The following is a 21,907-nucleotide window of genomic DNA, read 5'->3' as shown; positions in this document are numbered from 1 at the left end:
AACCTTCCTACAGCGCTGACTCACCACATTCGTTAGCTAAGTAAGAGAGACATTTAAAACGAATTTCAACAATTTGGTCATAAAAAGGATTCAGTTTACAGAGTGGCGGAATGTAAGCAATTGTGTGATTAAGAAGCTTAATTTCGCGCTCAAAGGGACAACTGGCAGGAATGATTCTGCATAATAATCTTGCAATTTTTGGTTGACTAATTTCTAATGATTCAAGCCATTGTTTAATAGGAGAAAAAAGGTCAATTTTATTAAATTTAATAAGACTATTCATCTATTTATCCTCAATTATAATAATCTCATTGTAGAGTTTTAAAATAGGATAAACTTCTGAAGAATATCAGAGATTGATCTCAACGAAATAGGGAATTTATCTATAACTTTCGATGTTCTAAAACTAGCATTGCCTATGACTTTTGTCATAATACAGCAGAATTCAAGTGGTCGCACCTCGGCTGCGCTCGATGGTCGCCGAGCGCAGCCGAGGTGAGTCAGAAGTAAATCCGTCTTGATATCTAGCTTTTTAACTCAGATCCTGTACTTCATTTACTTGCAAACTGCTGTAACTAAAACGAATATATAGCAATCCTAAATGAGTTGTAAAAAAATTCACCCCCCGGCTAACGCCGTCCCCCCTTGGTAAGGGGGGACTACAGGGGGGTCGCAACAACCTCAAATTTTCACAAATGATTTAGGACTGCTATAGCCTTACTTGCTCTCGTTTAAAGTTTCTGTCGCGCCATCAGTTGGGCAAACAGTCCTGGTTGATTGGCGAGTTGATTAAAACTACCTTCTTGCACCACGCGACCATTCTCGAATACATAGATGCGATTGGCGTTACGAATGGTACTCAGACGGTGAGCGATCGCAATCCGTGTTACCTTCAAACGCTCTAAACTTTGACTGACGATCGCTTGGGTGCGGTTATCTAAGGCACTGGTGGCTTCATCAAATAACAAGATTTTGGGTTTTAATACTAGCGATCGCGCAATCAATAATCGCTGCCGTTGCCCTCCAGAAATATTAGTTCCTCCTTCACTAATTACCGTGTGCATTCCCATTGGCATCGATTCGACATCTTCAGCAAAGCCAGCCATCCGCGAGGCTTCCCACGCTTCATCCATTGAGATCATCGCTCCACTGGCGATATTTTCAAAGATGGATGCAGATGTCAATCGGCTATTTTGCATCACAACTCCTAGTTGCCGACGCACTGCATGAATATCCAGCCCCGCTAAATCTTGTCCGTCGTAATAAATCGTGCCAGATTCCGGGACATCAAACCCCAGTAATAATCGGAACAGCGTTGATTTTCCACTCCCCGAAGCTCCGACAAAAGCGATAAACTCGCCAGGTTCAGCATGGATGCTAACATCATCCAATGTCAAAGGCCCGTCATCTCGATACCGGAAAATCACATGATCCACAACCAATCGTCCAGAAAGCCGACCTGGATCGGTTTTTTCTGAGTCTACTTCCGGTTTGGATTCGAGAATCGGCTGCGCTCGTTCCCACAAAGGAACCACTTGTAAGACATCTATAATCGTGCCGCTGAGACTGGTAGCTCCACCGATAAATGTGCCAAATGCCGCATTAAATGCTAAAAATACACCTGTAGATAAACCACTTTCTTGAGAATTAGCTTGCTGAAGTAAACTACTGGCAAACCAGAAAAGTATTGCTGTAGTTAATACAGGCAAGATTTTATTAATCACAGCCAGAGCATCTTCAATGCCTTGAGTACTCAGCATCCATTTGATTTGCTGACTGTACTGTTTTCCCCAAAAAGCAAAGGCGCGGGCTTCTGCTCCTGCAACTCGCAGTTTGCTGACGCCGTTGATTAACTGCACCATCACCCCTGAGAGTTGTCCTTGTAACTCTAGTAAAGGACGAACCTTCCGCAGAGTGTAAATTCCTGAAACCAGGGTAATAGTAATGTTGACAAAAGCAACAAGAGTGGCAATTAACGCTAGCGAACCATTGTAGTAAAAAAGCAGTCCTAAGTTCAGAAACGCGAACAAACTGGTGAAAATACTTCTGAGAACCGTGCTACTAAGTTTTTGGCGGATTTGGCTAATGGCGCTCACCCGTGAATTCAAGTCTCCAGTTGAGTACTGGCGGAAGAATGATGCTTTTAGATTCAACAACCGATCCCAGACTGCTGCTTGGGTGGAAGCATCGGCAAAAGTTTCCACGCGCATGATTGCAAAGCCTTGGGCAAGTTGAAACAAGGTACTACCAAATGCAGTTGCTAGCAGCGCTAAGGCAATTTGCACTAATAAACCGCGATTGGCATCAGGAATGGCACTGTCAATTAAGATGGCCATAGCTTGGGGGACGATCATTCCTAATAAACTTGTCGCCATACCCGCAGCCAAGACAATCAACAATTCCTTGTAGTGTCCTTGGAGAGCAAATTTCAGTAAATCGATGGTGGTGAGGACTTTATCAGGTAATGGGCGATAGAAGGTATATCCCGTTAGCGCCAGTTTAATTGCACTTTTAGCATTAACCGGAGTGCGCGATCGCTTAATTGGATCAAAAATTTCATAGCGGGTATCAGATACAGGTAACAGCGCCACAGGATTGTTATCTTCTAGCGTGTAAGCCAGCATTGCACCGCAATCTTTCTTCCACCATTGACCTTGTAAAGCGATCGTTCGGGTTCGTAAACGCGAAGCACGAGCGATCGCTTGTAGCGGATCTTGAACTCGTTTGAGGTCTTCAGACTTTGCCGGTGGTCGAATCGTCACACCTAAAGTTCGCCCGACTGCACCAGCAGCGATCAGTAAGGCTTGGTCAAAATCATTAGCTTCAATTTGAGCAGAAGCGGCAATTTGCGGAGATTGCAGCAACGAGGCTAACTCGCCCAGCGTCTCCTTCATTACATGATCATTGAGGTGTTGCCGTTCTTGAAATCGGTTTAATTCTACCGCTTTTTCCTGCTGTTCCAGAAGAAAAAGGCTCTGAAGAAAGTAGACTTGAATTTGGAAAATCCCCCTGAACAGAGTATTAGCATCCTCAATTTCAGACGTAGTTAAGATTTCTAGCTCGGTTGTATCTTCAGCTTGAAACCACATATCTGCGCTCAACGGTAACAATCCTGATTGAGGCATGACTAACAATTGCTCAAACCCCATCCAAACCGCATAACCACGCTGAATTTGTACCCAGGATACAAGTTCTCGCTGTGGTTGGAAAATCTGACCATTGCTGAGTGAGAAGTAGCGAACTCCTTCTTCTTGAAACGGCAGTCCAGGTGGAGTAATAGAAGACAGCGCCAATCCTAGTTGCTCAATCCACCCCTCTATTAAAGTTACAGCTTCGCCATTGCTATGAGCAATAAATTCCCGAAAATCTTTCCTTGAAACTTTCATAAGTTCCGTTTCTTCAATCGACACCGCCAGTAGTTGATACGGTATCGGCTGAGAATCACTAATGATGCCAAACATTGCCTGTCTAGTTCGGGTAGTAAATAAATAGCGGCGACTTCCCTCAGCAATTCCCTCCTTCACCGGAATCGCAAACACCGCCAATGAACCCGATTTGACGATCCAAATCGTCTTCGGGTCATTGAGAATAATTGGCTCATTACCTTTGAAGTGATAGTACTCTCCCGGCAGGGTAGCGCTGCGAATTTGATCTAACATATTCTTACTCCATAAAATTAATCCAAAACCTTGGCGCTCTTGGCGGCTTGGCGGTTCGATAAATCATGTATTTTAAAAATTTTTGCGTAAGTCCCGATAGTATAAAATAACGAACCGCCAAGAACGCCAAGAACGCCAAGAAAGAAATGCTTAACTGAACTTTATTGTGATGTGACTCACTCCTCTTGGAGTGCTTCGCCTTCACTGCGAATCAATTGCAAATACTTGCCTTCAACCTGCTGTAATTCTTCATGGCTACCCCGTTGCACCACTTTGCCGCGATCGAAAACAATAATTTCGTCACAATCGCGAATTGTGCTTAACCGATGCGCCACAATTACACAAGTACAGCCACGCTCCCGGAGTCTCTGATCGATCATTTTTTCTGCCTCGGAATCGAGCGCACTGGTCGCTTCATCCATCACTAAAATCGCCGGATTATTCACTAAAGTGCGGGCAATTTCTAATCGCTGTCGCTGCCCACCACTCAAATTAGATGCCCCTTCTGCAAGGTCAGCGTTGTAGCCTCCAGGCATTGAAAGCACTACATCCTGAATGGCAGCGTCTTTACAAGCGCGAACTAGGTTACTAAAAGGCACAGTCGAATCCCAAAGCGTGAGATTGTCGCGCACACTGCCTGCAAATAGCGAGATATCTTGCTCAACTAAGGCAATTGAATTAGTGAGAATTGATCGCGGAATGTGTTTTCTGGGTTGACCATCAAATAGAATCTCTCCCGCCCAAGGTTGGTACAATCCACACACCAGCTTGGCAACGGTTGACTTACCCGAACCACTGCCACCCACTAAAGCGACTCGTTGACCGGGTTTCAGTGAAAGACTGAAATTTTCAATCAAGGGAGACGCAGAGCGGTTATAGCCAAAGGTGATGTTACGGAGTTCAACATAACCCTGAAGCCGAACGTTTGCAGCAGGTAGTTGAGTTGGCGATATACTAATGTCTTGCTCTACAGCAGGGTCGATCGCATTGCGTAACACATCATCCAACCGACCCAAATTGCCTTCCATTTCCTGGAGTTCACCTGCTAAACTCACCAAATTATTTACAGGCTCTAGAAATCTTTGCATCAAGGCTTGAAAGGCAATGAGCATACCTATACTCAGTACGCCATCCATTACCCGTAGCCCTCCTACTGCCAGCAAAAGCATGGATGTAATTGAGGTGAGAAATGACGGCAACACACCCAGGTTTTGATTAGTCGTATCCATTTCTTGGCGGGCATTAATTGCTTTAGCGTAATAACCTGCCCACCGCGAAAAGAATTCCGACTCTAGCCCGGATGCTTTGAGTGTTTCCATACTTTGCAGTCCAGAAATCGCTACGCCACTGACTTTGCCTTGTTCTTGCATTAATCGCAGATTGGCATCAATGCGCTGCCGTGAAACCCATCGCCACACGCTGACATTCACGATTACAAAAGCAATGCCGATCGCAGTCAGAACGACGTCATATTGCAGCATCACTACAGCATAAAAGACAACGGTGAAGGCTGAAATAACTGTAGTCGCTAATCGTCCTGAAAGCAGATTTGCCAAGCTATCGTTGAGGCGGACACGGCTGCTAATTTCTCCGGCAAATCGCTGATCGTAAAAACTAACTGGTAGCCGCAGAATATGCCACAAGAATCGACTAGACATCCCCACTGCCAGCTTAATTTTCATGCGTCGCAGAAATTGCAGCTGAAGCAATGTGAGAAAACCATTCAATATGGCTGTGAAGATCATCCCGACAATTAAGGGACGCAACCAATCATTTCTGCCTTCAATCAAAACATTATCAACAAAGGCTTGTGAGAATGCAGGGATGGCTAATCCGGGAATCACTAATAGCAATCCGGCGATTACACAATAAACCAGCGCTCCCAGGGAACTCTGCAATCGATCCCATAAGGATAATGTCAGGCTTGGTTTATGTCCTCCTGGCTGGAAGTCTGCACCCGGTTCACCAACTAGCACTACCCCAGTAAAGGACTGATCAAATTCTGAAAGCGAAACTGCACGCGGCCCGGTGGCAGGATCATTAAGATAAACTTTGTCTTTGGCAAATCCTTCAACTATTAGAAAATGGTTGAAATTCCAAAAGACAATATAAGGACATTCAAGTTTGCGTAACCCAGCCAAATCGACCTTAAAGCCTTTCGCCTGCAATCCGTAGCTGCGAGCAGCATTGAGAATATTAGATGCTTTACTACCATCTCGTGAAACACCACAAGCTTGACGGAGTTCTGCAAGCGGCACAATGCGATCGTAGTATCCTAAAATAATCCCCAGTGCCGCTGCACCGCATTCCACTGCTTCCATTTGTAAGAGGGTGGGAGTCCGACGACGGCGATCGGGACGGCTGATGAGCCGTTGAATTTTTTGGAATCGACGCCCAATTTGTGATTGAATTTGCCGCATAATCAATACATTCCACTCCACGATCGCAGAATCGGAAACACAAAAGAAATTGGGGATTGTTCATCCACTTTCACGCGCACTGAGGCGGTGGTTCCAGATGTAATTTGGCTGTCTGGCCCTTTAGACGACGACCACCGAAAACGGCTTTTAGTCGAAGGATCTGGCTGAAGTTCAGCAAAAACTTGAATTTGTGCGCCTTCTGTGGTTAACCCTTGCAAAACTTCCAGACCGCCGACAACACTTGATGCGCTTTCTTTACTAACCGGAAATGCAGAAATACTTGTGACTTTCCCGAGAATGCCACCAAAACGTTCTCGTTTAACAGTCGAAGGAGTGACTTGCAACTCCATCCCTTTTTGAATCTTTTTGCCTTCGCTGACCGGGAAGAATGCCACCCCAACTAACTTGTTCCCGGAATCTCTAGCTTCGATTGTGCCAATCCGAGCGCCCTTTTCCAGAGTTTGTCCAGGAACAGCAGAAAGTTCTAGAATTCGTCCATTGAAATTGCTAGTAACCTGGCTGTTTGCTTTGATTTCTAATTTTAATTCTGCGATCGCTCGCTGGGTGTCTTGAATTTCTTTTCTTCGATTAGTAGCAATAGCTAAATCTTGTTCTGCTTGCCCAGCAAACTTACTGTCTAGTACTGCTAACTGTGCTTGCAGTTCTTTAGTTGAATTGATATTTGCTAAGAATTCTCGTTCTGCATCAGCTTCTTTAACATTAAGTTGTTTGAGTTGCGATTCGATTTCATTGATTTTGGTTTTACTATTGAGAAATTCCTGTTGCGCCTGAAGGACGGTATCGCTCGAAACTGCTCCTTCTTCACGTAGCTTTTGGCGAATGTCAAATCGTTCTTTGAACGTGGGCATCAAATCTCGCGTTGTCTGCAACTGTTCCTGTAAGTTCTGACGCTCTTGCCGAATCGACTCCAGACCTTTACTTCTGAGAATTGGCGTTAGGGATTGGGTTGTTTTGAGAGTTTGCAGGAGTGCTTGACGTTGTTGCCCAATTGCACCTTTATCTAAAACCGTTCGCTGAAGTTGCAGAGAATTGGCATTTTGGTCTTGTTCTTGAAGTTGAGCAAGCTTGACTCGTGCAAGTTTCAACTTATCTTGAAGTTCAGTTTGGTCGATTGTCGCTAGCACCTGTCCTTTCTTCACTTCATCGCCTGTACGAACAAAGAGCATGAGAATCTGCCCGGAACTAGGAGACTGGAATCCAACGACTTTGCTAGGAAAAACCACTACGCCTTGTCCGGCTACGGTAATGGGAATGCGACCAAAAACACTCCAAACAAGTCCAACGGCAATTAGAGATCCCATCGCGGCTAACGGAATCCATTTTTTTGGTTGAACCACCTGCATCAGTTGATCGAGCCGCTCCGGAGAGGATAAACGATCAAGTGCTTCTTTGCGGAATAAGTTGCTTTTGTGGGTCGTCATTATACTGACTCCATTCTAGTTATAGAAATTTTTATAAAAGGGATATAAGGCATGAAGGATGAAGCATTTGAAAAGTGTAGGTTTTAACGTTCTTAACAGGATAAGAGAGACAAGGGGACGCGGTAAACCAGCGCCTTGGGCTGAGATGCTTTGCGGCAAAGACTTGGGGCAACTAGTAAACTTGAAGGGTGGCGCAAATGACTCTGTTAATACAGCAGAATTCAGGTGGTCACCGAGCGCACTTGTGCTGAGCGTAGCCGAAGTAGCCGAGGTGAGCCAGAAGCGATGCCCTGAGCTTGTCGAAGGGTCAGGAGCGGAGCCGGAGACGCTCCGCCTCCGGTCAGAAGTAAATCCGGCTTTATATATAGCTTTTAAACTGGGACACTCTACTGCATTTACTTGCAAACTGCTGTAATTTTCAAAACCTTTTAGATGATGTCCGAAACCTTTTAGATGATGTTCAAAACCTTTTAGATGATGTCCGAAACCTTTTAGATGATGTCCGAAACCTTTTAGATGATGTTCAAAGCTTTTAGATGATGTCCGCAACCTTTTAGATGATGTTCAAAACCTTTTAGATGATGTCCGAAACCTTTTAGATGATGTTCAAAGCTTTTAGATGATGTCCGCAACCTTTTAGATGATGTTGGGACTCCGTTAAGGAGTCTTTAAACTGAACAGCAAATTCTCCCTTGTACCGTTAAGAGCCTTGTTATGAAAAACCTACACTGTTAAAGGGTATGGGGAAGATGGGTGAGGAGAATGCCTAATGACAAATGCCCTGACATAGTTCAATTCCCTCGAATCTGCTTCAGCATCCAGTCAAATCGCGTTCCTGCCAGTGTCACTTGAGCCAAAAAGCTAGAACTCAGTTCATCCTCATAAGTCAAGCGTTCATCTAAAGGTTTACCTGAGCTATAGGTGATTCTGCCGTAACCCAGACTATTGATGATTCCTTGCTGTTTATCTGCTAATAAAATCGCTAATACTCGATAAAATCGGGCAGCAAACCCCACATCGTGTAGCAATTTGGCAGAAAGTCGCCATCTGGGAATCGATAACACAGTTGCATCTTCAACCGCCCGAATCGTCATCGCAGGTGGACTGGCTTCGACAAAGGGTGTTTCGCCAACTATGTCACCCCGCGATAATTTGGCAAACTCCCGTTCTATATAATCTGTCTGTTCTAAAGTTGAAAAGGCGCGGGTGAGAGGATTGCTTGTATCTTCAGCAATCGAAGCCACCATCTTGCCATCTAATAAAATATAGAGAGCGTCAACGGGTCTTCCAGCCTGAAACAACACCGTTCCCGCAGGAATTCTCATAGCATTGCCTGCAACAATCATCCAACCAATATCGCTATCATTTAATTCTGCAAATGTAAATAAAATTTCTCGAATTTGGGGCTGAAAAAGCACGACTGTGCTTTGGCCAATTTGGCTGATCATCTGCTCTAATCGGTGAGCAAGTAGAACTGCGATCGCTCGATAAAAATGGGCAGCAAACGTGACATCTTCCTGCAATTTTTGAATCAACTGCTGCTGAGGAATCATCAACACAAGCGACTTTCTAGCGGCTTTGACTGTAGTTGAAGACTGGTAGGAGGCTAAAAAAGGCATTTCTCCTACAACTTCTCCATTTGCCAGCCTCGCTACCTCTCGTCCTGACAGTTCGCCACCTTCAAGGGCAGCAAACGCTCGACCAATAGGATTATCGTCAGCCTGAGCGACAGAAACACTTAATGCCCCATCAAGTAGGATGTAGAGAGCATCAACAGGTGTTCCTTGGCGGATGAGGATCGTGCCAGCAGTAATTTCTTCTCTTTGACCCGTTGCCAAGATCCAGTCAATATCGCTATTTGTCAGTTCTTTCAGTAGAACTTCTGTCATAATTTAACTTCCTTGTGTTTTGCTAACGGGAGAGAAATGGGGAGCGAGAAATAACTACTGAGCAATACTCCCCATCGCGTATTCACTAGCTTGACGAATTGCCGTACTTGTTTTTCCACTCAGGAAACTTTATGTTCTCAAGCTTTTTTGCGATCGCTTCAGATAGATTGTTATATTTGTCGTCTATGGGATACTCACTTGGATAAGGCTCAGTTGGATAAGGCTCACCTTCGGCAATGCCACCCGAAATAGTTGCGAGTTCTTGAGCCGATAGTTCTTGTGATTCATTTTGCTTTTCGTTTTCCATTGCCATTTTTTTCCTTGTCATTTCATTTATTACTAAATTGACCTAATTTTATGAAAGTGAAATTATTAATCACACAAGAATAATTTCAGAAAGCAGTTGAGCAAAACTTGTCCAACTGCAATTGATTGATTTGAGAAACTCCGTTTATGTAGAACCTTCGATCGCAGATATATCTCCAAACAACTCACCAAGAACCTTTAAATCCTCTGTTGTCGCGTCGGTGATGGAGAGGTGGAACACAGAAGAGTCTGTTGTCTCTGCATGAAAAGCCGACCGTGTTGAGTGAAACCCTCGTCCTCGTGATGTTTGTCGGGTAAATCCCCTTGTCGATCTGTGAGATCGTATGGATGTAAACTGCAAATTGAAACCACCAGCTACATCATCTAACTCTTCATCTGATAGTTCGATCGCTTCATCATTCGGAGTAATTTCGTCATCTGACATAGAAGCTCCTTGACCCCACGTGTTAAAGTTAAATAAGGCGGAGGGAGTTAACCGAGTGGCTGCTAGGCTCATGGTTAACAACCCCTCCTACTCCTGAAACTTGTCAAACTGAGAAATCCAGCTCAAGCTTCAGGGCTAGAAATACCAGCTTCCTTAAACTCTCTAAGGTCTTGCTCAGAGAAAACGCTTACTTGAAAGGTAACGCTCTTAATGCCGCCTTCTTTAGGAATTTCCACAAAACCAAACTGAAAATCTTCGGCGTTTGCGTTTGTTCCCAAGACATCGCTAGTTGCGCCACCGGCAATATAATCAAGTTCTTGATTGGATAGTTCCAGCATTTCATTAGGCTGCACATTTTCCATGATCGTTGTCGTTCTCCTTGTGGTGTTGATTATGAGCCTAGAAAATTACTAGGAATTCCGCTAGGAAATTCTTCTCCAGTGAATTTGATTTCGTGCAAATCTTGTTGAGATATAGTAGTTTCCTGACTGTTGAAGGATGCAATGCCGCCATCAGCACCTATAATCACTGCACTAGTTTGCTTATCCGAAAAGTTGAAGTTGTGAGCATCAACAAAGCTAAAAGCACCACCAGCAACGTTGTCCAATTCTTCAGCAGATAGTTCTACGGGCTGAATGTTGTCAGACATAATGTTTTATCCTCAATTTGTGATGTGTGTTAATTGAGTTCTAGTTAGTAACTTTCAACAGTAGGAGAAAAGAAGCCAGTTGCTTTGACTTCATACAAACTTTGATGAGATGTAGTAGTTTGTTGAGCAGTGGAAGAGCCAATCCCGCCATGAGGGCCAAGAACAGTTTCACTAATTTGTTGATCTAATTTGTTGTCGTTGTCAGCATCGACAAAGCTAAAAGCACCACCAGCAACGTTGTCCAATTCTTCAGCAGATAATTCTACGGGCTTAATGTTGTCAGACATGATGTTTTCTCCTTAATGTGTAATGTGTGTTATTTATCAAGCAGAACGCTTTATTGAGTTCTGCTTTGTGTAATTAGTTACTACTTTTCAATAGTGGTAGGAAAGAAGCCAGTTGCTTTGACTTCGTATAAACTTTGATGAGATGTAGTAGTTTGTTGAGCGGTGGAAGAGCCAATTCCGCCATGAGGGCCAAGAACAGTTTCACTAATTTGTTGATCTAATTTGTTGTCGTTGGTAGCATCGACAAAGCTAAAAGCACCACCAGCAACGTTGTCCAATTCTTCAGCAGATAATTCTACGGGCTTGATGTTGTCAGACATGATGTTTTCTCCTTAATGTGTAATGTGTGTTATTTATCAAGCAGAACGCTTTATTGAGTTCTGCTTTGTGTAATTAGTTACTACTTTTCAATAGTGGTAGGAAAGAAGCCAGTTGCTTTGACTTCGTATAAACTTTGATGAGATGTAGTAGTTTGTTGAGCGGTGGAAGAGCCAATTCCGCCATGAGGGCCAAGAACAGTTTCACTAATTTGTTGATCTAATTTGTTGTCGTTGGTAGCATCGACAAAGCTAAAAGCACCACCAGCAACGTTGTCCAATTCTTCAGCAGATAATTCTACGGGCTTGATGTTGTCAGACATGATGTTTTCTCCTTAATGTGTAATGTGTGTTATTTATCAAGCAGAACGCTTTATTGAGTTCTGCTTTGTGTAATTAGTTACTACTTTTCAATAGTGGTAGGAAAGAAGCCAGTTGCTTTGACTTCGTATAAACTTTGATGAGATGTAGTAGTTTGTTGAGCGGTAGAAGAGCCAATCCCGCCATGAGGGCCAAGAACAGTTTCACTAATTTGTTGATCTAATTTGTTGTCGTTGGTAGCATCGACAAAGCTAAAAGCACCACCAGCAACGTTGTCCAATTCTTCAGCAGATAATTCTACGGGCTTGATGTTGTCAGACATGATGTTTTCTCCTTAATGTGTAATGTGTGTTATTTATCAAGCAGAGAGCGCGATTTACTAGTTGGTTGCTCAGCGCTTTCCTCGCTTGATGTCTCTAGAATAGGATTTCAACTCAGTTATCCGCATCTGAAAAACGTCTAGGATTTTACCTAAGCGAAGTAAGTATATGCGGTCTAACTTTCGCTATATCTGTCAAGTCATGCCTAAGACTTTCGTTATAGGGTGACAAAGCTTGTTCCCACAAAAGTCATAATTTTGCTCTTAAATGTGGCATTTCACGGCAGTATCGTAGTATGACTAAACGTGGAAGCATGAATGCAAAATTATAGTTAATCCCAATAAAAAACAGCATTCTGCATCCATCACTAAATAAACTAAATCTAATAAATTAACTTTATAAATCTCTAGCAATGTTGTAAATAAAAATGGAAACAATAATGTTTAATAGATTCAAATTAGCAACTAAATTTACATTACTTCTATTGCTGGTGTTCATCGGTGCGATCGCAGTTAGTGGTTTTGCCTTATCTCATGCACTTGAGCAAAAAGCAGAAGCCGAAATCGGTTATCGCAGCCAAATTATTGCAGAAACGATGAACTCAGTCAGAAACTACACTAACACGCATATCAACCCTCTCCTAGCGCCGCTGGTGGACACTCAATCAACGTTTGTCCCTGAAAGTATTCCTAGCTTTGCAGTCAGAGAAGTATTTGAGAATCTTCGTAAAAATCAAGAGTATAAAGACTTTTTATATAAAGACGCCAACCTAAATCCGACTAACTTACGAGATCAAGCAGATGTATTTGAAACACAACTTATTGAACGGTTTCGCAAAGAACCAGAGCTGAAAAACATATCCGGTTTTCGTGACTCTTATGACGAGAAATTATTTTATAGCGCTCGTCCATTTTCCATTAAAAATCCGACGTGTCTACGCTGCCATAGTACTCCTGAAGTTGCTCCAAAAAGCCATATCGTTAGTTATGGCTCAGAAAATGGCTTTGGATGGGAACTCAATAAAATTTTAGGCACACAAATTATTTATCTTCCTGCTAAGCAAGTCTTTGATGATGCCCATCGTGCATTTGTTTTATTCATTAGCTTATTTATTGTTATCTTCGCCCTAGTGATTTTACTAATTAACTATTTGTTGAAGCGAAATGTATTGCAACCGCTTAAACCAATGGCGCAACTCGCTCAGAAAATTAGTATGAATGAAATTAGTGCTGAAGAAGCGGAAGAGTTTGATCGCCAAAAGCTAACATCAATTGTCAAGCGTAATGATGAATTAGGACAAATGGGACGAGTTTTTCAACGCCTGGTGCATGAAATTTATGCTCGTGAACAACAATTTAAGAAACAACTGCAAACATTGCGTATCGAGGTTGATGAAGCCAAACGTGCGCGTGAAGTTGCGGAAATTGCTGAATCAAAAACATTCCAAAAGTTGCAGGAGGAGGCAAAAATAATGAGAAACAAACGGAATGCTCCAACTTAATAATTACCCTCCGGGTAAGTAGGTAGGTGCCAAAAAAGTCAGCTATGTTAAGATATGTAAAGACTGATAATGCATCTACAAGGTAGTTGGTGTATGGGTGCGCGTTTAAGGGTATTTCTGACTCCTGAGCAAGACCAAACTTTACTAAATCTGAGAAAACAGGATGTACCACAGAAAGTCAAAGACAGGGCGGAAATAATCAGGCTAAATGCACATGGTTGGTATGTAGAGAAGATAGCAGATCACTTTGATTGTCACAAAAAAACAGTCACAAAAGTTTTGCATCAATGGCAAAAACTGGGCACAGAAGGGCTTTGGGAATCTCCTGGGCGAGGGGGGAAACCAAAGTGGCTTGAGGATGACATGATATTTTTAGAAGAATGCCTCAGAAACGAGCCACGCACATACAATAGTTCTCAGTTAGCTTTGAAGTTGAAAACAGAACGCAACGTTGAGATGAGTGCCGACAGATTAAGACGGGTACTCAAAAAAAGGGGGTCGATTGGAAACGGACAAGGAAAAGCCATAAAGGAAAACAAGACCCAGTAGCACGAGCAAACAAGCAAGCAGACCTAGACATGTTGGAATTAGCTGCTGCCACTGGTGAAATAGACCTGAAATACCTAGACGAGTCAGGGTTCTGTATGTGGAGCGAACCTAGTTATACATATTACTTTAGAGGTGAGCAAAAACGGTTAGAACAGACTAAACGCCGTGGTCGCAGATTAAGTATTATCGGGCTTCTCCAACCTTTAATCAGTTTTGTTTACGGTTTAGTTATCGGTGGTGTTGACCGTAAATCTTATATAGAAATGATGGAGAAAGAAGCCAAACAAGCCCAAGAAACTGGACGTATCAGCGTGATTGTGCAAGATAACGGGCCAATACATCGCTGCCAAGAAGTTCAACAATTGTGGAAAAAATGGGAAAGTCAGGGTTTGTACATCTTTTTTCTCCCGAAATATTGCTCAGAAATGAATCCAATTGAATTGGAATGGCAACATCTCAAGAAAGATGAGTTATCCGGGCAAGCATTTGATGATGAGCTAGATCTCGCTTACGCCGTCATCAATGGTGTTCAAGCTAGAGGAAAAAAAAACAATCACAACACACATCGTGTAAAATTTAGCTCTAGATTATCAACTTAAGATTTTGTTACATAGTAGAAAATTTCGGTGCCTACCTACTTAACGCTACTAAGGCGTTAGCATAGCCCATTACGGATTAAAAATTAATATTGAGGATTTATTATGTCTGAAATTATTTCAATTCACTCATTCCGTGGCGGAACTGGTAAATCAAACCTTACGAGTAATCTTGCAACTCTAATCGCTCGCTCTGGAAAGCGAGTTGGGATAGTTGATACTGATATTCAATCTCCAGGAATCCACGTTCTATTTGGTCTTGAAGAAGAGAAAATCCGCTACACCCTAAATGATTATCTATGGGGTCGTTGTCAGATTGAAGAAGCAGTCTATGACGTTAGCGCAGTTCTCAAACAAAAACAAACATTTTTTGGTCGCCAGGGGAGTGTTCATCTGATTCCTTCTAGCATTAAAATGAGTGACATTTCTCGAATCTTGCGCGAAGGCTATGACGCACGCTTGCTTAATGATGGTTTACGTAATCTAGTGCGTCGTTTAAAACTGGACTATCTGTTAATCGATACTCATCCTGGCATTAACGAAGAAACGTTGCTATCGATTATTCTTTCTGATGTCCTTGTGCTGATTCTCCGTCCAGACAAACAGGATTATCAAGGTACAGCAGTTGCTATAGATGTTGCCCGTAAATTAGAAGTGCCTAAAATGTTGCTAGTAATCAACAAAGCGCTGCCATCTTTGAATTTCAAAGAGTTACAGCAACGAGTGGAGAAGACCTACAAAACTCCTGTGGCTGGAATACTGCCTGTTTGTGAAGAGATGTTCGATTTAGGGAGTGGTGGCATTTTCTGTTTACGGTATCCAGATCATTCATGGACTCAAAAAATTAATGCGATCGCCAAGCAAATCACTGGTTCTGGAGCCAAATTATTCGTAAAATAGGTGTTGCTGATCAAGAGTATGATTTTCGTTTCGTGCAGAAGAATGATTGCCCAAACAAATTGCTGGGGATTTTTTATTCTACAAATCGAGAAATTACCAATAGTGGCAGACAAATACAATTATCTGCAAACAACTCCTATCAGCCGGAATTTGGGCAGTAGTTAGTCAAGTTATACCCAGACTTACCCCCTAAGTTACCCTTTGGCTATCGGCATGGCTATCATTTACCCCAGTTTATCTGTTTAGGTTATCCTGAAAACCCTGGAACCCTTGAAGGCGGCACCCGGATTTGAACCGGGGGTGGAGGTTTTGCAGACCTCTGCCTTACCACTTGGCTATGCCGCCGCACTTCTTTTTACCTTAGACTACCCAAAAACACTTGTTGGTTACGAGCCATTGGGGTCTCAGCTAAACCATAATAGCATAAGACCCACAAGGTAAACATAGTAGAAGCTTTTAAATATGGAATACTTGACAAGTTCAATATAGTATGAATTGATGCTCTGGTAAAAGAGCATGATTATTTACTATTGTTTGATAACTAATTATTAACAATTCATTTTCTGTAGTTACTGGGATTTTTTAAACTCGTCCTAATTTACTAGAGTGAACTTGCAGAGGTAGTTCTAAAAGACTGGTAACCACAGCAATCAGTTCATTAGGGTCAATTGGCTTAGCTAAATGCTGCTGAAACCCTGCCGAAAGTGCTTGTAATCGGTCTTCTTCTCGCGTGTATGCTGTTAAGGCGATCGCCGGAATATGTCCACCTTTTTGGGTTTCTAAAGAGCGCAGTTGACGAATTAGGGTGTAACCATCTTGCTCAGACATTCCAATATCGCTAATTAAAATATCTGGTTGTGATTGTTCAAATACTGCTAGCGCTTCATCAACTGATGCTACCGCCGTTGCAACTGCGCCATATTCCTCAAACATAAAGCTGAGAAAGTTACGGGTATCTGCTTCATCATCTACAACTAAAACTTTTAATCCAGCTAGAGGGGTAGAGACCGTAGGCGAGGAAATTTCTTCCTTTGTTTCTTTACTCTCTTCTAAAGTTCCGATTGCAGAAAGCCGGCCCTCTGACTTGTTTCTGTTACCCCGATTATCTTGCAACAGTGGCAGTCTGACGGTAAAGGTTGCTCCTTCTCCTGTTCCCGCACTCTCTGCAAAGATCATGCCTTTGTGCAGTTCCACCAAATGACGGACAATCGCCAGTCCTAATCCTAGCCCATTGTGCGATCGCGTTGTGGTACTGTCTGCCTGCCGAAACCGCTCAAAAACTTTGGGTAAAAACTCTGGTGTGATGCCAATACCTGTATCTATAACTTGAATTTGAGCATATTTATTAGTTGGTACAGGTACGCCGTTTTCTGGCTCGTAGTGTTGGTTTTCAGTTATTATTTGTATTTCATGACCACTAACCACTGATAAGATAACGTCTGCCCTACCACCCTTGGGCGTAAATTTAATAGCGTTAGTTAGTAAATTCCAGACAATTTGCTGTAACCGAGCTGGATCACCATAAACTGAGCCTACGCAAGTATCCAAGGCGGTGTTTAATTGAATACCTTTTGTCTCTGCCAAGGGACGCACTGCCTCTAATGCTGCCTCCATTACAGGGAGCAGATTCACAGCGCATACATTTAACCGCAATTGACCACGGATAATCCGTGATACATCCAAGATATCTTCAATCAGTTGCACCTGAGAGGTAGCATTGCGTTCAATTGCTTCCAAGGCGCGGGCAGTGGCTTTTTCGTCCAGTTTCTTAGCACGGAGTATTTTTGCCCAACCTAACATCGAGGTCAAAGGTGTGCGGAGTTCGTGGGAGAGAACAGCGAGAAACTCATCTTTCATCCGATTTGCAGCTTCAGCTTCCTGCCTTGCTGTCTGTTCGCGAATTACTTGAGCGCGGACTTCTTCTGCTTGCTTGCGTTCGGTAATATCTTCAAGGGTTCCTACATATCCCAGTAGTTCACCTTGACCGGAAAGCATTGGTGATGAGCGAACCTGAACCCAGCGAACGCTACCATGAGCAGTTTGAAACCGAAACTCTTCAGAGTAGTTACGACCTTGGCGAATGTACTCAGACCAAGTGGTGATCGCTTGCTCTCTATCTTCTGGATGAACTGATTCTAACCACCTCTTTTCTAAACTCTCTGTTGCCCTCAAGCCACAAATCGACTGATAGCGAGGATTAGTGTACTTACAGTGACCTTCCGTATCAGTCTCAAAAATCCCTACGGGTGAACAGGTACTCAGTGAACGGAAACGTTCTTCACTTTGCCTGAGTTCAGCATTTATTGCTACTAGCTGCGCCGCCTGTTGCTTAACTGCTTCTGTTTTCTTAAATAGTTCAACGAAGACTATGACTTTAGAAGTCAAGATATTCGGGTCTATTGGTTTGAGCAGATAATCAACTGCACCCAAGGAATAACCTTTAAACAGCATTTGGTCGCTAGTACTAAAGGCCGTGAGAAAGATAATAGGAGTTTGGCGCGATCGCCCCCGATTCCGAATTAAGGTAGCAGTTTCAAAGCCATCTATCCCTGGCATTTGCACATCCAGCAAAATTACTGCAAAGTCCTGATGCAGGATGCACCTCAAAGCTTCTTCCCCAGAAGTAGCTCTCACTAAATTTTCTCCTAGTTTTTCTAGGATTGCCTCTAGCGCCAGCAAATTTTCTAGTTTATCATCCACTAGGAGGATGTTTACTTTGGGTTCCATTTGCATGGGTTATTTCCGTATAGAGTGACAAAGCTTAACCATTTGGGCAGCAATGTCAGAGAGGGACAAAATCCAGTCTACTGCAACAGCAGATATTGCTGCTTCTGGCATAATTGAGCTTTCAGCTGTGGCAGGTTTCTGAACAATGGTAAGTCCTCCCCGCGCTTTGACTTTGATAAGACCTTGCTTACCATCTTGGTTTGCTCCTGTCAATATGACAGCAATGACTTGCTCGCCGTAGATATCAGCAGCCGACTCAAACAGTACATCGATAGATGGTCGGGCATAAGAAACAGGCTCATCAGTAGATAGAGCAAAGTACCCTTGTTCTACCAGTAAGTGGTAATCTGCTGGAGCTAGGTAGACATGGCTCGGTAGTATTTCATCTTTGTCTTCTACTTCTTGAATTGGTAACAAAGAGTGTTCTTGTAAGAATTGCTTGAGTGTGTTGTCAGACTCCTTATGGCGGTGTTGTACGATTGCGATCGGCACAGGAAAATCTGCTGGTAAGTTTTCCAAGACGATTTTCAGTGCAGACAATCCACCTAATGAAGTACCAATGACCACAATTTTAAAAGTCACTAGTTTAACCCTCATTGGGGAATGTGGGATTGGGGATCGTGCATGGGGCACTTGTACTGACTTGTGCCGAGCGGAGCCGAGGTAGCTTTGTCGAAGTATGGGGCATTGAGCATTAGTTATTCTCCTTCATCTCCCTTATCCTCCTCATCCCTAGCCCCTCACCTCTAGTACCCATTTTCCTAACATAGTTTCAGGATTCTCCAAATCCAGCACAATTACTAACTTACCTTGATTTTGCCACTATACCAACTACTGTAAAGTAGATATTGCTGTTATTTGGAGTACAAACAAATATTTGACAAATGTGCAATCATTTACAAATATAAAATATTTTATCTGCAACTTAATAATATTTTAATTAGTGCAAAAATAGATACATCATAAAAACTATTTTTTTGATAGCTAGCTAATTTTAAAATTTTAACTTTTTATTTTTTGACAATTCATAAAAATTTACTTAAGCTAAAAGATAGATAAAGTAAATCAACCAAGTGACAGCAATTTGATTTTAGCTACATCAAAAATTGCTGTTGCAGACTACCGACACGAGGAAATGAATCGCACTCACAATCATTCACTATAAAAGTAGAGAGAACTGTAGAGCGTCGCTTTTACCGCTTATAGGTTTCTTGAAGCAGAAGGGAATCTCCATGAATGAAATTAGTGCTTGATACCTTGTGACGTAACAAATTACATTGCCCCGTTCTGTCTTTTATCCTTTCCTCGGTTATCTATCGATGGATGCTTATGGTGATGTTAGTAAGTATCCATGAATCATTGAAATTTGGCTCAGGTGCAGTAGATAAGCCCAGGAGAACACCATGTTTGAGTATTTTACGTCTTTGAACGATCACAATTTACCTTATCCCGATACCATTCATCCCATCGTTGTCCACTTCGTAATTGCGATGGTATTGTTTGCCTTTTTTTGCGATGTAATTGGCTATTTTACTGGTAAAACTCGTCTCTTTGAGGTGAGTTGGTGGAATATGTTTGTTGCTACGATCGCTATTTTCGTAGCTATCATTTTTGGTCAGTTTGAAGCAGGCTTAGCACAGCCTTACAGCCTAACTAAATCAGTATTAAGTTTACATACGCTAGTCGGTTGGTCACTGTCTGGAATCATCGCGGCAATTACAGCGTGGCGCTATGTAATTCGTAGCCGCAACCCTCAAAAAGTACCAATTTATTATCTGGGAGCCGGGCTAATTTTGATGCTAATAGTTGGCTTCCAGGTATATCTCGGAGATCAACTTGTGTGGGTGTATGGACTGCATACAGTGCCAGTGGTGGAAGCAGTAAAGGATGGTATTTTGCGATGAAATCGGAACTGATTGACCAATTAAGCACTCAAATTGGTGCTAACGGACTGCCTTACAGCATTCCTATTCATCCCAATTTAGTACATCTCACCATTGGTTTGTTCATCATTGGGATGACCTTTGATATTGTCGGTGTTTTGTTCCCCTTCCAAAAATGGGTGTTCAAATTTTTGGCAATTACTGTAGAACGCGACAACTTTTTTGATGTTGGCTGGTACAACATGGTAGCTTCCAGCATCATCACCTTTTTCACAGTAGCAGCAGGCTTTTACGAAATTATGCTGGCAACACCACCAGCCAATGTGAAAAGCGCCTGGGGATTACACGCAATGGAAACCATGCTTTGGCACGGCATTGGTGGTGTTTTCTTATTAGCAGTGTTTGTTGGCTTAACCATTTGGAGAGGATGGCAGCGTTACGTTTGGGGCAAAAACGCAGATAAACAGGTGCAGTGGAGTTATTTGCTCACAGGGATAGTAGTGATGTTGATTATGTTCGTCCACGGAACACTAGGGGCGCAAATGGCTACCGAGTTTGGCATACACAATACTGCTGATAGTTTGCTGCGATTAGGTCAAGACCTAAACACAACACTTAAGTAATTTGTTTTTTGTCATTAGTCCTTTGTCCTTTGTCACTTGTTAATGACCAATGACCAATGACCAATGCCCAATGCTCAATGACCAATGCCCAATAACGAATGACCAATGAAAATCCAGAAGATTTTAAACATATTGACCTTGCTTACAGGCGCGATCGCTGTGACTGCTACCAGTCTCTGGATCGGCAAGCAGGCTTACTCCTGGCTTCCTCCACAAGCGGCAGCCGAATCTCGACTAGTTGATGATTTGATTAGCTTTTTGGTAACACTGGGTGCATTCATCTTCTTAGGAGTGACTAGCACTCTGATGTATTCTGTGCTTTTCCATCGGGCAGAAAAGGATGATTATAGTGATGGCCCAGCAATTGAGGGTAATATCACCCTAGAAGTTGTTTGGACAGCCATCCCAATTCTCCTAGTGTTTTGGATTGCTGGCTACAGCTACCAAACCTATGAGCAAATGGGAATTCAAGGCCCAATGGAAATTGTACATTTACATAATCCAATGGGAATGGAATCAGCTTATGCAGCACCGAAAGACGCGCCAATTAGTGCCTTAGCTGAACCTGTAGAAAAAATTGATGTCGTAGCCAAACAATGGGCTTGGGTATTCCATTACCCAGAAAAAGATATTACCAGTACTGAATTGCATTTACCAAGCGATCGCCGAGTGCGTTTGGCCCTGAAATCAGAAGATGTTCTGCACGGCTTTTACATTCCCGCGTTCCGACTCAAGCAAGACATTATTCCTAACCACGCGATCGACTTTGAATTTACTCCCGTCCGCAGCGGTGAGTACCGATTGACCGATTCTCAATATAGCGGCACATACTTTGCAACCATGCAAGCAAATGTGATTGTTGAATCTCCTGAAGCTTATCACCAGTGGCTAGCGCAAGCAGCAACTCACAAACCATCAGTGGCAAAAAATCAAGCAGCTTCTGAATATGCCGCAGCCTCCAATCAATCAGTCAAAACTGGTTGGGCGACAGTTGCACCTGCTGCACCTCCTCTGGTCAATGTCCCTGCGGTGAGTCCAGAGTCAAAAGGTTAATAGTCCAAAATCTATAGTAT

22 protein-coding genes and 1 tRNA gene are annotated in these 21,907 nt (G+C 42.9%); 7 read left to right on the top strand and 16 right to left on the bottom strand.

Translation table 11 applies throughout. The annotated features are described in order from the left end of the window. Positions 1-7: 7 nt before the first annotated feature. The 4 genes from WKK05_RS16795 to WKK05_RS16780 form a co-directional block, all read right to left on the bottom strand. Positions 8-283: a Mo-dependent nitrogenase C-terminal domain-containing protein gene (locus tag WKK05_RS16795; RefSeq protein ID WP_341530727.1), complete on the bottom strand. Its 276-nt coding sequence runs from the start codon at positions 281-283 to the stop codon at positions 8-10. A gap of 448 nt (positions 284-731) precedes the next feature. Then, positions 732-3,659, bottom strand: coding sequence for an NHLP bacteriocin export ABC transporter permease/ATPase subunit (locus tag WKK05_RS16790; RefSeq protein ID WP_341530726.1), 2,928 nt, complete (start codon positions 3,657-3,659; stop codon positions 732-734). Positions 3,660-3,835: 176 nt separating this feature from the next. After that, positions 3,836-6,079, bottom strand: coding sequence for an NHLP family bacteriocin export ABC transporter peptidase/permease/ATPase subunit (locus WKK05_RS16785; protein ID WP_341530725.1), 2,244 nt, complete (start codon positions 6,077-6,079; stop codon positions 3,836-3,838). Between the two features lie 2 nt (positions 6,080-6,081). Further along, on the bottom strand, positions 6,082-7,521 hold the full coding sequence (locus WKK05_RS16780; RefSeq protein WP_341530724.1) for an NHLP bacteriocin system secretion protein: 1,440 nt from the start codon (positions 7,519-7,521) through the stop codon (positions 6,082-6,084). Between the two features lie 58 nt (positions 7,522-7,579). Here WKK05_RS16780 and WKK05_RS16775 point away from each other — a divergent pair, with 58 nt between their 5' ends. Further along, positions 7,580-7,936, top strand: a complete 357-nt coding sequence (locus tag WKK05_RS16775; RefSeq protein ID WP_341530723.1) for a hypothetical protein — start codon at positions 7,580-7,582, stop codon at positions 7,934-7,936. Positions 7,937-8,312: 376 nt separating this feature from the next. Here the strand turns inward: WKK05_RS16775 and WKK05_RS16770 are convergent, their stop codons facing one another. The 9 genes from WKK05_RS16770 to WKK05_RS16730 all read right to left on the bottom strand — a co-directional run bounded on the left by WKK05_RS16770 (position 8,313) and on the right by WKK05_RS16730 (position 12,057). Beyond that, complete coding sequence (locus WKK05_RS16770) at positions 8,313-9,410, bottom strand: cyclic nucleotide-binding domain-containing protein (RefSeq protein ID WP_341530722.1); 1,098 nt, start codon at positions 9,408-9,410, stop codon at positions 8,313-8,315. 85 nt (positions 9,411-9,495) lie between these two features. Next, entirely contained in the window at positions 9,496-9,738 is a 243-nt protein-coding gene (locus WKK05_RS16765; RefSeq protein ID WP_341530721.1) for a hypothetical protein, read from the bottom strand. A gap of 123 nt (positions 9,739-9,861) precedes the next feature. Beyond that, complete coding sequence (locus WKK05_RS16760) at positions 9,862-10,233, bottom strand: hypothetical protein (protein ID WP_341530720.1); 372 nt, start codon at positions 10,231-10,233, stop codon at positions 9,862-9,864. A gap of 50 nt (positions 10,234-10,283) precedes the next feature. Further along, positions 10,284-10,523: a hypothetical protein gene (locus WKK05_RS16755; RefSeq protein WP_012408488.1), complete on the bottom strand. Its 240-nt coding sequence runs from the start codon at positions 10,521-10,523 to the stop codon at positions 10,284-10,286. A gap of 29 nt (positions 10,524-10,552) precedes the next feature. Next, positions 10,553-10,810, bottom strand: a complete 258-nt coding sequence (locus WKK05_RS16750) for a CTB family bacteriocin (protein WP_341530719.1) — start codon at positions 10,808-10,810, stop codon at positions 10,553-10,555. A gap of 44 nt (positions 10,811-10,854) precedes the next feature. After that, on the bottom strand, positions 10,855-11,097 hold the full coding sequence (locus WKK05_RS16745; protein WP_341530718.1) for a CTB family bacteriocin: 243 nt from the start codon (positions 11,095-11,097) through the stop codon (positions 10,855-10,857). An 80-nt stretch (positions 11,098-11,177) separates the two neighbouring features. Further along, the gene (locus WKK05_RS16740) at positions 11,178-11,417 is read right to left on the bottom strand and encodes a CTB family bacteriocin (protein ID WP_341530717.1); all 240 of its coding nucleotides are present in this window, start codon (positions 11,415-11,417) and stop codon (positions 11,178-11,180) included. Positions 11,418-11,497: 80 nt separating this feature from the next. After that, positions 11,498-11,737, bottom strand: coding sequence for a CTB family bacteriocin (locus WKK05_RS16735; protein ID WP_341530717.1), 240 nt, complete (start codon positions 11,735-11,737; stop codon positions 11,498-11,500). Positions 11,738-11,817: 80 nt separating this feature from the next. Continuing rightward, entirely contained in the window at positions 11,818-12,057 is a 240-nt protein-coding gene (locus WKK05_RS16730) for a CTB family bacteriocin (protein ID WP_341530717.1), read from the bottom strand. 437 nt (positions 12,058-12,494) lie between these two features. On the opposite strand from WKK05_RS16730, the gene WKK05_RS16725 reads away from it, so the two are divergent. From WKK05_RS16725 to WKK05_RS16715, 3 genes are all read left to right on the top strand, one after another. Beyond that, positions 12,495-13,556: a DUF3365 domain-containing protein gene (locus WKK05_RS16725; RefSeq protein ID WP_341530716.1), complete on the top strand. Its 1,062-nt coding sequence runs from the start codon at positions 12,495-12,497 to the stop codon at positions 13,554-13,556. Positions 13,557-13,649: 93 nt separating this feature from the next. Next, positions 13,650-14,704, top strand: a protein-coding gene (locus tag WKK05_RS16720; RefSeq protein ID WP_341525019.1) for an IS630 family transposase whose coding sequence is annotated in 2 segments (ribosomal slippage) — positions 13,650-14,042 and positions 14,045-14,704 — 1,053 coding nt in all. Because the reading frame shifts where the segments join, the coding sequence is not laid out codon by codon here. A gap of 102 nt (positions 14,705-14,806) precedes the next feature. Further along, positions 14,807-15,601, top strand: coding sequence for a MinD/ParA family protein (locus tag WKK05_RS16715; RefSeq protein ID WP_341530715.1), 795 nt, complete (start codon positions 14,807-14,809; stop codon positions 15,599-15,601). A 274-nt stretch (positions 15,602-15,875) separates the two neighbouring features. Here WKK05_RS16715 and WKK05_RS16710 read toward each other — a convergent pair. From WKK05_RS16710 to WKK05_RS16700, 3 genes are all read right to left on the bottom strand, one after another. Next, positions 15,876-15,946 (bottom strand) — tRNA-Cys (locus WKK05_RS16710). A gap of 237 nt (positions 15,947-16,183) precedes the next feature. Further along, positions 16,184-18,334, bottom strand: a complete 2,151-nt coding sequence (locus WKK05_RS16705) for a response regulator (RefSeq protein ID WP_341530714.1) — start codon at positions 18,332-18,334, stop codon at positions 16,184-16,186. A gap of 3 nt (positions 18,335-18,337) precedes the next feature. Further along, positions 18,338-18,910, bottom strand: coding sequence for a chemotaxis protein CheB (locus tag WKK05_RS16700; RefSeq protein ID WP_341530713.1), 573 nt, complete (start codon positions 18,908-18,910; stop codon positions 18,338-18,340). A gap of 821 nt (positions 18,911-19,731) precedes the next feature. Here WKK05_RS16700 and WKK05_RS16695 point away from each other — a divergent pair. The 3 genes from WKK05_RS16695 (at position 19,732) to WKK05_RS16685 (ending at position 21,887) form a co-directional block, all read left to right on the top strand. Further along, positions 19,732-20,232, top strand: a complete 501-nt coding sequence (locus WKK05_RS16695) for a DUF2231 domain-containing protein (protein ID WP_341530712.1) — start codon at positions 19,732-19,734, stop codon at positions 20,230-20,232. After that, positions 20,229-20,834, top strand: a complete 606-nt coding sequence (locus WKK05_RS16690; RefSeq protein WP_341531106.1) for a DUF2231 domain-containing protein — start codon at positions 20,229-20,231, stop codon at positions 20,832-20,834. Before WKK05_RS16695 ends, WKK05_RS16690 begins: the two co-directional genes overlap by 4 nt. 105 nt (positions 20,835-20,939) lie before the next feature. Next, complete coding sequence (locus WKK05_RS16685) at positions 20,940-21,887, top strand: cytochrome c oxidase subunit II (RefSeq protein ID WP_341530711.1); 948 nt, start codon at positions 20,940-20,942, stop codon at positions 21,885-21,887. The last annotated feature ends 20 nt before the right edge of the window (positions 21,888-21,907 follow it).

It is taken from the genome of Nostoc sp. UHCC 0302 (assembly GCF_038096175.1).
Taxonomy (GTDB): Bacteria; Cyanobacteriota; Cyanobacteriia; order Cyanobacteriales; family Nostocaceae; genus UHCC-0302.
This window is presented reverse-complemented; position numbering and strand designations above follow the sequence as displayed.